Raw genomic sequence first — 12,029 nt, forward strand, 5'->3', positions numbered from 1 at the left:
CCGATACTCGGGCATAACCCGAGTATCCGGGCAGACTGCCCCGCCACCCGGCGGTGGCGCCGTACGAATCCCGTATCCCGTTGGAGAAAGAATTCCCGTGAGCTCGACCAATCGCACCGTGGTCGTCACCGGTATCGGCGCAACCACACCGCTGGGTGGCGACGCAGCCTCGACCTGGGAGGGTCTGGTCGCCGGCAGGTCCGGTGCCAAGCCCCTGGAGCAGGAGTGGGCCGCCGACCAGGCGGTCCGCATCGCCGCCCCGGCCGCCGTCGACCCCTCCGAGGTCATCCCGCGGCCGCAGGCCCGCCGGCTGGACCGCTCGGCGCAGTTCGCGCTGATCGCCGCGCGGGAGGCCTGGAAGGACGCCGGGTACGTCGGCAAGGCGGGCGAGAGCCCCGCCGAGGACGGCGCGGCCCACGTCGACCCCGACCGGCTGGGCGCGGTCATCGCCTCCGGCATCGGCGGTGTGACCACGCTGCTCGACCAGTACGACGTGCTCAAGGAGAAGGGCGTCCGCCGCGTCTCCCCGCACACCGTCCCCATGCTCATGCCGAACGGCCCCTCGGCCAACGTGGGCCTGGCGGTGGGCGCCCGCGCGGGCGTGCACACGCCGGTCTCCGCCTGCGCGTCGGGCGCCGAGGCCATCGGCTACGCCATCGAGATGATCCGCACGGGCCGCGCCGACGTCGTCGTCGCGGGCGGCACGGAGGCGGCGATCCACCCGCTGCCCATCGCCGCGTTCGGCAACATGATGGCGATGTCCAAGAACAACGACGACCCGCAGGGTGCCTCGCGCCCCTTCGACACCGCCCGGGACGGCTTCGTCCTCGGCGAGGGCGCCGGCGTCGTCGTCCTGGAGTCCGCCGAGCACGCCGCCGCGCGCGGTGCCCGCGTCTACGCGGAGGCGGTCGGCCAGGGCATCTCCGCCGACAGCCACGACATCGTGCAACCGGAGCCGGAGGGCCGCGGCATCTCCGCCGCCCTGCAGAACCTGCTGGACCACACCGACCTGGACCCGGCCGAGATCGTGCACGTCAACGCGCACGCCACCTCGACGCCGGCCGGTGACATCGCCGAGCTGAAGGCGCTGCGCAAGGTCCTCGGCGACGACGTCGACCACATGGCGGTCTCCGCCACCAAGTCGATGACCGGTCACCTCCTCGGTGGCGCGGGCGGCGTGGAGTCCGTGGCGACCGTCCTCGCCCTGTACCACCGGGTGGCGCCGCCGACCATCAACGTCGACAACCTCGACCCGGAGGCCGAGGCCAACGCGGACATCGTCCGCGGCGAGGCCCGCAAGCTGCCGGTCGAGGGCCGGATCGCCGCGCTGAACGACTCGTTCGGCTTCGGCGGCCACAACGTCGTCCTCGCGTTCCGGACCGTCTGAGCGATCCCACGCGCACGAGGAAGGCCCCCACCGGTCGGTGGGGGCCTTCCTCGTGCGCGTGGGGCGGGGCGCTTCACACCACCTGGTGCAGCCAGCGCACCGGGGCGCCCTCGCCCGCGTGGCGGAAGGGCTCCAGTTCGTCGTCCCAGGGCTTGCCGAGGAGCTTGGCGATGTCCGACTCCAGGTCGGTCTCGCCGCGCTGGGAGCGGACCAGGGCGGCGCGCAGCCGGTCCTCGGGGATCATGATGTCGCCGTGGATGCCGGTGACGGCGTGGAAGATGCCGAGGTCGGGGGTGCAGCTGTAGCGCTCGCCCTCGACGCCCGCGGAGGGTTCCGCGGTGACCTCGAAGCGCAGCAACTGCCAGCCGCGCAGTGCGGAGGCGAGTTTGGACGCGATGCCGGACTGGCCCTGCCAGGAGAACTCCGAGCGCCAGGTTCCGGATGCGGCGGGCTGCCGGATCCAGTCCAGGCCGACGCGGGTGCCGAGCACCCCGGCGATGGCCCACTCGACGTGCGGGCAGAGCGCGCGCGGCGCGGAGTGCACGTACAGGACTCCACGTGTCGTCACCGGAACCTCCGGGCTGAGCGGGACATCTCGGAACGGGTGGAACGGCCGTGGCCACGCGGGCCACGTTCATGGCGAGGCTACCGTGCGACGGGGCAAGGAGTGTGACGTACCGTCGGTCCCGCCGCCGACAAACCGCCGCCATTCACCCGGCAGGACGCTTGTACGGGTGTGAGCCGTTGCATCGCCGCCCTCGGGAACCCTCGCGGGGTGTCATGGGTTGAGCACGTTGGAGGCACGAGGCGAGGGGTGGACCGGTATGGGCCGAGGGACGGACCGGGCGACGCGGTACGGGCGTCGCCGGGCGTGTGCCGCGCTCGCCGTGCTGACCGCCACCGCCCTGGGCGTGGCGGGCTGCGACGCCGCGGGCGGCGGCTCCCCCGCGCCCTCGGCCGGCGCGTCGAAGCGGGCGAAGACGGCCCCCGTCTGGGACACCAGCCCCCGGTCCGTGGCGGCCGTGGGCGACTCCATCACGCGCGGGTTCGACGCCTGCGCGGTGCTGTCGGACTGCCCGGAGGTGTCGTGGGCGACGGGCAGCAGCGCGAAGGTCGACTCGCTCGCCGTACGGCTGCTGGGGAAGGCGGACGCGGCCGACCGGAGCTGGAACTACGCGGTCACCGGGGCCCGGATGGCCGACCTGACCGGCCAGGTGACGCGGGCGGCGAAGCGCCGGCCGGAGCTGGTGGCGGTGATGGCGGGGGCGAACGACGCGTGCCGGTCCTCGGCCTCGGCGATGACGCCGGTGGCGGACTTCCGCGCGCAGTTCGAGGAGGCGATGGCCACCCTGCGCGAGAAGCTCCCCAGGGCGCAGGTGTACGTGTCGAGCATTCCGGACCTGAAGCGGCTGTGGTCCCAGGGGCGCACCAGCCCGCTGGGCAAGCAGGTGTGGAAGCTGGGCATCTGCCCGTCGATGCTGGGCGACGCGGACTCCCTGGACGCGGCGGCGACGTCGCGGCGCAACGCGGTGCGCGACCGGGTGGCGGACTACAACGAGGTGCTGCGCGAGGTCTGCGCGAAGGACCGCCGGTGCCGCACGGACGACGGCGCGGTGCACGCGTACCGGTTCGGCACGGACCAGTTGAGCCACTGGGACTGGTTCCACCCGAGCGTGGACGGCCAGGCCCGGCTGGCGGAGATCGCGTACCGCGCGGTCACCGCGAAGTCGTCGTGAGCGGTCCTGACCTGGGATGTCCTAGAGTTCCGCACATGAGCGAACTCTTCGGCACACTGTCCGACGGCACCCCGGTACACCGCTGGACGCTGGAGCGGTCCGGCGTACGGGTACGGGTCCTGTCGTACGGCGGGATCGTGCAGTCGGCCGAGGTCCCGGACCGGGAGGGCAACACCGCCGACGTGGTGCTGGGGTTCGCGGACCTGGACGGCTATGTGGCGCACCCGGAGCCGTACTTCGGCGCGCTCGTGGGGCGGTACGCCAACCGGATCGCGGGCGGGCGTTTCCCGCTGGACGGACGGACGTACGCGCTGGCGCTCAACAGCGGGGCCAACTCGCTGCACGGCGGCGAGCGGGGCTTCGACAAGCGCGTGTGGGACGTGGCGGAGGTCGCGGACGGCGTCCGGCTGAGCCGGGTCTCCCCGCACGGCGAGGAGGGCTTCCCGGGGCGCCTGGAGATGTCGGCGACGTACACGCTGGACGGGTCGGGCGCGCTGCGGATCGTGTACGAGGCGGTCACGGACGCCCCGACGGTGCTGAACCCGACCAACCACAGCTACTTCAACCTGGGCGGCTCGGGACACACGGGCGGGCACGAACTGCGGCTGGCCGCCTCCCGGATCACGCCGGTCGACGCCGGCCTGATCCCGACGGGCGGCTTCGAGGACGTGACGGACACGCGCTTCGACTTCCGGCGGCCGCGCAAGATCGGCTCGGGCTACGACCACAACTTCGTCCTCGACAAGGGCGTGACCAGCGCCGCCGAGGAGGTCGCCGAGCTGTACGACCCGGCGTCGGGGCGGGTGCTCACGGTGGCGACGACCGAGCCCGGCCTGCAGGTGTACACCGCCGACCACCTGGACGAGCCCTTCGCCCCCGGTGACGGTGTCGCGCTGGAGACGCAGCACTTCCCGGACTCCCCGAACCGGCCCGCGTTCCCGAGCACGGTACTGCGGCCGGGCGAGGTGTTCCGCTCGGAGACGGTGTACGGCTTCTCGGTGCGCCGGGAGGGGTGACGGCGGGGTCCCGGGTGCGCGACGACGGCTCGGGCGTGACGGCGGGAAGCGTGACGGCGGGGGCCGAGCCCCGGCCCGGTCGTCAGGTTCCGGGCCGGGGCTGTTCCCGGGGGCCGCGCTCGCGGGCGTCCCTGGCCCGACGGTAATCGTCGCGGTGATCCGGCGGTCCGTGATCGGGGGCCGGCGCAGGAGTCCGTACGAACCCTTCACACACGGCCGCGATCCGGCCGCCGACGCACCGTGGCGCGCACCCCTGCCGTCACGGGATACTTCCGCCGTCCGGCAGCGCACCCCACGGCGACGGAAGGACCTGGACTCCCTTGACTCCCCTGCGTGTTCGGATCGGCGTACTGGGACTGGCCCTGGTGGCGGGCCTCGCGGCCCCCACGGCGGCGACGGCGGCACCCCCGGCGGGCGGCACCGCCACCGCGCCGACCGTCGAGGAGCGGCGGCTGGACGGCCCGGTGCCCCGGGAGATCCTGCGGCGCTCCGGATTCGACGCGGTGGCACCGGCGTTCGCCCGCGAGCTCGGGCGGGCCGGCTCCTACCGCGAGGCGCGTGCCGTCGTGGCGCACGAGGGCGCGGCGCTGTGGCGGCGGGCGGTGGACCGGGTGCAGGGGCGCGGACCGGCCCGCGGGGACCTCAGCCGCGACGACGACCGGCCGCTGTACTGGGCGCGGCTCGGGATGACGCGTGAACTGCGTGCCTGGGAGCCCCGGTTCGGGCTGGAGGCGGGCCAACGGGCCGCGCTGCTGGCGGAGGTGGAGCGGACCTCGCGCGGACAGGCCGACCTGCGCCTGCCGCCCAGGGCGCCGAAGGCGCGGGGCAAGGGCGCGGACAAGGGGGTGAAACGGGTGCTGCTCACCGGTTTCGACCCGTTCACCCTGGACCGGGACATCCGGATCTCCAACCCGTCCGGCGCCGTCGCGCTCGCCCTGGACGGCACGGTGATCGACACCCCGCAGGGCCCCGCCCGGGTGGAGACGGCCGTGTTCCCGGTGCGCTGGCGGGACTTCACCGAGGGGGCGGTGGAGCGGGCGCTGCGGCCGTATCTGCCGCGGGTGGACCTGTTCACCACCGTGAGCCAGGGCCGGGTCGGGCGGTTCGACGTGGAGCGGACCAACGGGGCCTGGCGGGGCGGCTTCCCGGACAACGAGAACGTCTCCCGCACGGAGACGGTGCCGGTGGCCGATCCGGCCTCGCAGCCGCAGTGGACGACGACCACGCTGCCGTACGCGGCGATCACGGCCGCGGTCACCGGCCGCTTCCCCGTGTACGACAACACGGGCGTGACGGAGATCCCGGCCGGGGCAGGCACCGGGGCGGTCGTGCGGCCGGACGGGCCCACGCCCGGGTCGACGGCCCGGGAGGGCGGCGGCGGGAACTACCTCTCCAACGAGATCGCCTACCGCGCGACGCTGCTGCGGGACCGGCTCGGGCTGCACGGCAGGCTGCCGGGCGGGCACGTGCACACGCCGGTGCTGCGGTTCGGGACCGGGAACACCGATCCGGCGGCGGGCGCGGTCACCGACCCGGAGTTCGTGCGCGAGCGGCTGGACATCGTGGCGCAGACGCGGGCGATCGTCGCCGTGGCGGTCAGTGCCCCGGGGCCGGAGGGGAGCTGACCTCCGGGTCGGCGGGTCCTGCGGCCGCCTCGCCCTCGGACGGGTCCTCGGCGCCGTCCCGGGTCTCCTCGCCCAGCAGTTCGCGGGCGAGGAGCGTGGCGCCGGCGACCGCGCCCGGCATCAGGAACACCGCGACGAACGGCACCAGGAAGGCCAGGCCCAGCGGGGTGCCGAAGCCCCAGACCAGCATGCGGCGGGAGCGCAGCAGGGCGAGGCGCTCGCGCAGTTCGACGCCGCGGCGCTGGAGGGCGACGGCGGCCAGCTCCTCGGTGAGGAAGAAGCCGGTGACGAAGAAGCCGATCACCGGGACCACCGTCTGGCCGACGACCGGCACGAAGCCGAGCGCGAAGAGCAGCACGCCCCAGACGGCGGCGCGGACGAGGATGCGCACGCTGTCGCGGCCGGAGATCCACAGCTCGCGCCAGAGCGGCAGGTCGGACTCGGGGGCCGTGCCGTCCGGGGAGACGTCGCGGTCGACCCGCTCGGAGAGCGCCTCGTAGAAGGGCTGGCCGACCAGCAGGGTGACCGCGGTGAAGGTGAGGACGGCCAGGAGCAGGGCGAGGGCGAACAGCACGGCGGTGAGGAAGCCGCGGAAGAGCCCGGTCCAGGGGCTCGGCCAGTCGTCGGCGAAGGGGGTCGCCCAGTCGACGAAGTCGCCGCCCCACAGCGCGAGCGCGATCAGTACGCCCACGTACAGGACCAGGGTGATCAGGCCCGGGACGAGTCCGAAGCCGTAGCTCCGGCCGTGCCGGGCCACCCAGCGCTGGCCCTTCAGCAGATGACCGAATCCCGCCCCAAGATCACGCATGGGCGGAACTCTACCGGTCGGCGCGCCGGCCCCTTCCCGGTCAGGCGAGCGTGACGGTGATGTTGCCGCGGGTCGCCTTCGAGTACGGGCAGACCTGGTGGGCCTTCTCCACCAGCGACCGCGCGGTGGCGGCGTCGACGGACGGGATCTCGGCGGAGATCTCGACGATGATCCCGAACCCGTCGTCGTTCTTGCCGATGCCGACCTTCGCGGTGACGGTCGAGCCGGAGACGTCGGCGCCCTCCTGGCGGGCCACGACGGCGAGCGCGCCCTGGAAGCAGGCGCTGTACCCGGCGGCGAAGAGCTGCTCCGGGTTGGTGCCCGCGCCGTTGCCGCCCATCTCCTTGGGCGGGTTCACGACCAGGTCGAGCTTGCCGTCGTCGGTGGCGACCCGGCCGTCGCGGCCGTTCTCGGCGGTGGCGACGGCGGTGTAGAGGACTTCGGACTGCTGGATGGGCATAGGGATGTCTTCCTCCTCGGTCCGCCGTGACTCGCGCCCACGATCACGACGGATTTCGGAATGACGCTACCGCATGCCGGAAGTTCAGTGAAGCCCGCTCCTCCTCGCCGGACGGTCCCGCCGGGCGGGTCAGAGCTTGACGATCATCTTCCCGGTGTTGTCGCCGCGCAGGACGCCGAGGAACGCCTCCAGGTTGTTCTCGATGCCCTCGACGACCGTCTCGCGGTACTTCAGCTCGCCGGAGCGGACCCAGGGGCCGACCTCCTCGACGAACCGCGGCTGGAGGTCGTAGTGGTCGCCGACCAGGAAGCCCTCGATGCGGCCGCGGGTCTGGATGAGGCGGGCGAGGTTCTTCGGGCCGGGCGCGGGCTCTGTGTTGTTGTAGACCGAGATCATGCCGCAGACGGCGATGCGGCCGTGGAGGTTGAGGGAGCCGATGGCGGCCTCCAGGTGGTCACCGCCGACGTTGTCGAAGTAGACGTCGACACCGTCCGGGGCGGCGGCGCGCAGCTGCTCGCTCACCGGGCCGTCCTTGTAGTTGAAGGCGGCGTCGAAGCCGTACTCGTCGAGGAGCAGCCGGACCTTCTCGTCCGAGCCGGCCGAGCCGATGACGCGGGAGGCGCCCTTGAGCTTCGCGATCTGCCCCACCTGGCCGCCGACGGCACCGGCGGCCCCCGAGACGAAGACGGAGTCGCCCTCCTTGAAAGCGGCCGTGCGCAGCAGACCGGCGTAGGCGGTGAGCCCCGTCATGCCGAGCACGCCCAGGTACGTCGACAGCGGCGCCGCGTCCGGGTCCACCTTGACGGCGTTCTTCGCGTCCACGGCGGCGTACTCGCGCCAGCCGAGGAAGTGCAGGACGTGGTCGCCGACGGCGATGCCCTCGGCGTTCGAGGCGACGACCTCGCCGACCGCGCCGCCCTGCATGGGCTCGCCCAGCTCGTAGGGGGCGGCGTAGGACTTGGCGGCGCTCATGCGGCCGCGCATGTACGGGTCGACGGAGACGTACAGGTTGCGCACCAGCACCTGGCCGTCGCCCGGGGTGGGGACCTCCGCCTCGACGAGCGAGAAGTCCTCGGGCTTGGGCCAGCCGACCGGGCGGGTGACCAGGTGCCATTCACGGTTGACGGCGGGGAGTGCGGGGGAGTCGGTCATGGGGCGCCTTTCCTGGGGCTCACCGAGGGCTTCGCCGGCGGGATGTTTCATGGTCTGAAACAACCATGCGACTGAACATTTCAGGTTGTCAAACAACTGGGTACCCTGGATCGCATGGCCACACCACGCGACACGACACGCCGCCCCGACGCTCTCACCCTCGAAGTCGTCGAGCTGATCGGCGAGGTCGTGGCCCGCTTCCACGCGGACTACGAGGACGCGGCGGCGGAGCGCGCCCTGACCGGGGCGCAGGCCAAGCTGCTCAGCCTCCTGTCGCTGGAACCGCTGCCGATGCGGAAGCTGGCCCAGAAGCTCAGGTGCGAGCCGTCGAACGTCACGGGCATCGTGGACCGCCTGGAGGCACGGGGCCTGGTCGAACGGCGCCCCGACCCCGGTGACCGCCGGGTGAAGGTGGCGGCGGCCACGGAGGAGGGGCGCCGGGTGGCCCGGGGACTGCGGGAGTCCCTGCGGTTCGCACGGGAGCCGCTGGCGGGGCTGTCGGAGGCGGAGCGGGTCGCGCTGCGGGACGCGTTGGTGACGATGCTGCGGGGCGGCGACTGAACCGGCGCCTCGGTGCGGGCACTCCGGGGCCCTGAAGTGCCCGCAGGGCCCTTCAGGGCCTGACGGGAGTCACGGCTGCCCGCGGTCGCGCGGCTACGTGCACCACCACAGGAACCGGTCGCAGGTTTCCGTCGGGGTCGGGTCCGGGGAGTCCGGTGGGGCGGGGGTCGTCGACGGGGGCGGGTCGTCGTCCGGGTCCGGGGAGGCCGGGTCCGGGGACTGGTCCGCGGGCGGGGTGGTGCCCGGGGCCGGGGGGTGGGACGCGGTGGAGGTGTCGGACTCGGCCGCCGATTCCGGCCGCGACGCCTCCGGGGAGTCCGACGGGGAGCCCGACACCGTTGTCGAGGCGGACGCGCTCGGGGACGGTGCGCCCGGGGCCGGGACCGTCGCCGCGGTGTCGCCGGCCGGGATCGCCGACGTCTCGTCCACCTCACGGGCCGCTCCGCCGTCCGTCGTCTCGCCGCCCGCCGCGGCCGGCGCGTCCGGGGAGTGGGGGGCGTCCGTGCCGAGTTCGGCGAGGCTCAGTCCCCCGGCCGCCAGGACGAAGCCCGCGGCGACCAGCAGGGTCCGGCGGCGGCGCCTGCGGTGGGCGGCGGCCTTGCGGTCGCGGCGGCTGGAGCGGGAGGCGGGCGGGGATCCGTCGCCGGGGCCCTCGTCGGGAGGCGGGTCGGAGTAGTCGCCGGGGCCCGTGCCGGGGTGCGCGTCGGCGCCTCTCCCGGGGGCGGGCGTCGCCGCCGCCTGCACGGGCCCCGTCGGGGTGTCCTCACCCGCCGTCAGACCGGCGTCCGACGCGTGGAGTTCGTGGGCGGGCGTGCCGCACCCCGGGCAGGCGAGGGCGCCGTTGAGGTGCCGTCGGCACGGGTGGCAGTAGTCCATGACGCGGGAAGGGTAAGTTCCCGCAAGGGCGCGTTCCTAGAGGTCACTGTGAAAGTTGTGTGGGGAAGCCCGTCGCCGGCGCCTCTCCCCCGCACCCACACTGCCGAAACCGTTATGTGTCCGCCCCATTGACACTCCCCGCACCCCATCCTTACTGTCACGCCAGCATTTCGAACGAGTGACGAAATATCGAACAGAGCGAAGGGCAGCCGCCGTGCGCATCACCGGAATCAGCACACACGTGGTCGGGACGCCGTGGCGCAACCTGACCTACGTCCAGGTGCACACCGACGAGGGCATCACCGGAGTCGGCGAGACCCGGATGCTGGGGCACACCGACGCACTCCTCGGTTACCTGAAGGAGGCCGAGGCCAACCACATTCTCGGCTCCGACCCGTTCGCTGTCGAGGACCTGGTGCGCCGCATGAAGTACGGCGACTACGGGCGCGCGGGCGAGATCGTGATGTCGGGCATCGCCGTCGTCGAGATGGCCTGCTGGGACATCAAGGGCAAGGCCCTCGGCGTCCCGGTCTGGCAACTGCTGGGCGGCAGGGTCACCGACAAGGTCAAGGCGTACGCCAACGGGTGGTACACCACCGAACGGACCCCGGAGGCGTACCACAAGGCCGCGCAGGGGGTCATGGAGCGCGGGTACCGGGCGCTGAAGATCGACCCGTTCGGCACCGGGCACTTCGAGCTGGACCAGCAGCAGACGAACTACGCCGTGTCGCTGATCGAGGCCGTGCGCGACGCCATCGGGCCGGACGCCGAGCTGATGCTGGAGATGCACGGCCGGTTCTCGCCCTCCACCGCCGTCCGGCTCGCCCGCGAACTGGCGCCGTTCAAGCCCGCCTGGCTGGAGGAGCCGGTCCCGCCGGAGAACCTCAGGGCGCTGAAGAAGGTCGCCGAGAAGGTCGAGATCCCGGTCGCCACCGGTGAGCGCATCCACGACCGGATCGAGTTCCGCGAGCTGTTCGAGGACCAGTCGGTGGACGTCATCCAGCCCGACGTCGGCCACATCGGCGGCATCTGGGAGACCCGGAAGCTGGCCGCGACCGCCGAGACGCACTACACGCTGGTCGCCCCGCACAACGTCGGCGGCTCGGTGCTCACCGCGGCCTCCCTCCAAGTCGGTTTCGCCTCACCGAACTTCAAGATCCTGGAGCACTTCAACGACTTCGCGGACGCGGAGATCAAGAAGGTGGTGAAGGGCGCTCCGCAGGTGAATCCCGAGGACGGATGCTTCCACCTCTCCGACGCGCCCGGTCTCGGCGTCGAGCTGGACACCGACGCGGCGGCCGAGTTCCCGCAGCAGCAGGCGCGGTTCGACCTGTGGGCCGAGGGCTGGGAGCAGCGCAAGCCGAAGGGGACCGGGGCATGAGCGGCGCGGTCGTCGTCGAGGCGCCGGGGGTGCACCGGCTCGTGGCGCACGAGCCGCGTGAACCGGGGCCCGGCGAGGCGCTGGTGCGGGTGCACGCCGCCGGGATCTGCGGCAGCGACCGCGAGGTCTACCAGGGCAACCGGCCCGAGGGGTACGTGCGTTACCCGCTCACCCCCGGGCACGAGTGGTCCGGAACGGTGGAGCGGGTCGGCGCCGGGGTGCCCGCGTCGCTCGCCGGCCGCAAGGTCGTGGGCGAGGGCTTCCGCAACTGCCAGGTGTGCGACCGCTGTCACGCGGGCGAGACGACGCTGTGCACCGCCGGGTACGAGGAGACCGGGTTCACCCAGCCGGGCGCCATGGCCCCGACGCTGACCCTGCCCGCCCGGCTGCTGCACGCCCTGCCCGACGACGCCGATCTCACCGCCGCGGCGCTGCTGGAGCCCGCGGCCTGCATCGCCGCCGCCGCGCTGAGGGCGAACGCCCGGCCCGGTGAGCGGGTCGCCGTCGTCGGCACGGGCACGCTCGGGATGTTCGCCGTGCAGTTCCTGCGCGCCGCCTCCCCGGCCGAGCTGCTGGTCGTCGGCACGCGCGGGGACCGGGAGGCGCTGGCCCGGCAGTTCGGCGCGACCGGCTTCCGCACCAAGGACCGGCCGCTCCCCGACGACTTCGACGTCGTGATCGAGACCGCCGGGTCCGCGGACGCCGCCCGCACGGCGGCCGGGCTGCTGCGCCGGGGCGGCCGGCTGGTGCTGACCGGCATCCCGGCGCCGGGCGCCGACGGCCTCGACCCGACCGACCTGGTCGTACGGCAGCTGGAGGTGCACACCGTCTTCGGGGCTCCGCCGGACGCCTGGGCGCACACGGTGCGGGTCTTCGCGGCCGGTCTGCTCGATCCGCGGCCGCTGGTGACGCACGAACTGCCGCTCGCGGAGTTCTCGGAGGCCATCGAGCTGGTGGGCTCCGGCGATCCGAAGGTCGGCAAGGTGCTGCTGCGCCCGGACGCCCCCCGCTGAGCCGTACGCCGGTG

The 12,029-nt window shown here is 73.4% G+C and carries 12 protein-coding genes; 7 read left to right on the top strand and 5 right to left on the bottom strand.

The genetic code is table 11. The features are described 5' to 3' along the window. The first annotated feature begins 97 nt into the window (after positions 1-97). Positions 98-1,387, top strand: a complete 1,290-nt coding sequence (locus Sdi02f_RS22840; protein WP_030399744.1) for a beta-ketoacyl-[acyl-carrier-protein] synthase family protein — start codon at positions 98-100, stop codon at positions 1,385-1,387. Between the two features lie 73 nt (positions 1,388-1,460). Here the strand turns inward: Sdi02f_RS22840 and Sdi02f_RS22845 are convergent, their stop codons facing one another. Then, complete coding sequence (locus Sdi02f_RS22845) at positions 1,461-1,955, bottom strand: DUF3145 domain-containing protein (protein WP_108933934.1); 495 nt, start codon at positions 1,953-1,955, stop codon at positions 1,461-1,463. Between the two features lie 256 nt (positions 1,956-2,211). Here Sdi02f_RS22845 and Sdi02f_RS22850 point away from each other — a divergent pair, with 256 nt between their 5' ends. From Sdi02f_RS22850 to Sdi02f_RS22860, 3 genes are all read left to right on the top strand, one after another. Next, the gene (locus Sdi02f_RS22850; protein WP_031081545.1) at positions 2,212-3,123 is read left to right on the top strand and encodes an SGNH/GDSL hydrolase family protein; all 912 of its coding nucleotides are present in this window, start codon (positions 2,212-2,214) and stop codon (positions 3,121-3,123) included. Between the two features lie 35 nt (positions 3,124-3,158). Next, the gene (locus tag Sdi02f_RS22855; protein WP_030399747.1) at positions 3,159-4,139 is read left to right on the top strand and encodes an aldose epimerase family protein; all 981 of its coding nucleotides are present in this window, start codon (positions 3,159-3,161) and stop codon (positions 4,137-4,139) included. Between the two features lie 320 nt (positions 4,140-4,459). After that, entirely contained in the window at positions 4,460-5,764 is a 1,305-nt protein-coding gene (locus Sdi02f_RS22860; protein WP_030399748.1) for a pyroglutamyl-peptidase I, read from the top strand. On the opposite strand, the gene Sdi02f_RS22865 is transcribed toward Sdi02f_RS22860, so the two are convergent. From Sdi02f_RS22865 to Sdi02f_RS22875, 3 genes are all read right to left on the bottom strand, one after another. Then, positions 5,736-6,572 (bottom strand): EI24 domain-containing protein, encoded by an 837-nt coding sequence (locus Sdi02f_RS22865; RefSeq protein ID WP_030399749.1) that lies wholly within the window; start codon positions 6,570-6,572, stop codon positions 5,736-5,738. The two genes, Sdi02f_RS22860 and Sdi02f_RS22865, sit on opposite strands and share 29 nt — an antisense overlap. 40 nt (positions 6,573-6,612) lie before the next feature. Continuing rightward, complete coding sequence (locus Sdi02f_RS22870; protein ID WP_030399750.1) at positions 6,613-7,032, bottom strand: organic hydroperoxide resistance protein; 420 nt, start codon at positions 7,030-7,032, stop codon at positions 6,613-6,615. A 129-nt stretch (positions 7,033-7,161) separates the two neighbouring features. Then, on the bottom strand, positions 7,162-8,184 hold the full coding sequence (locus Sdi02f_RS22875; RefSeq protein WP_031081552.1) for an NADP-dependent oxidoreductase: 1,023 nt from the start codon (positions 8,182-8,184) through the stop codon (positions 7,162-7,164). Positions 8,185-8,298: 114 nt separating this feature from the next. Between Sdi02f_RS22875 and Sdi02f_RS22880 the strand changes: the two genes are divergently transcribed. Continuing rightward, positions 8,299-8,745, top strand: coding sequence for a MarR family winged helix-turn-helix transcriptional regulator (locus Sdi02f_RS22880; RefSeq protein WP_031081554.1), 447 nt, complete (start codon positions 8,299-8,301; stop codon positions 8,743-8,745). Between the two features lie 93 nt (positions 8,746-8,838). On the opposite strand, the gene Sdi02f_RS35685 is transcribed toward Sdi02f_RS22880, so the two are convergent. Next, positions 8,839-9,621: an SCO2400 family protein gene (locus tag Sdi02f_RS35685; protein ID WP_159107668.1), complete on the bottom strand. Its 783-nt coding sequence runs from the start codon at positions 9,619-9,621 to the stop codon at positions 8,839-8,841. Between the two features lie 214 nt (positions 9,622-9,835). Between Sdi02f_RS35685 and Sdi02f_RS22895 the strand changes: the two genes are divergently transcribed. Next, the gene (locus Sdi02f_RS22895) at positions 9,836-11,002 is read left to right on the top strand and encodes a mandelate racemase/muconate lactonizing enzyme family protein (protein WP_053662117.1); all 1,167 of its coding nucleotides are present in this window, start codon (positions 9,836-9,838) and stop codon (positions 11,000-11,002) included. Continuing rightward, positions 10,999-12,015, top strand: a complete 1,017-nt coding sequence (locus Sdi02f_RS22900; protein ID WP_030399755.1) for a zinc-dependent alcohol dehydrogenase — start codon at positions 10,999-11,001, stop codon at positions 12,013-12,015. Before Sdi02f_RS22895 ends, Sdi02f_RS22900 begins: the two co-directional genes overlap by 4 nt. Positions 12,016-12,029 lie beyond the last annotated feature (14 nt).

Origin of the sequence: Streptomyces ardesiacus (assembly GCF_003112575.1) — a bacterium.
Classification (GTDB): Bacteria; Actinomycetota; Actinomycetes; order Streptomycetales; family Streptomycetaceae; genus Streptomyces; species Streptomyces ardesiacus.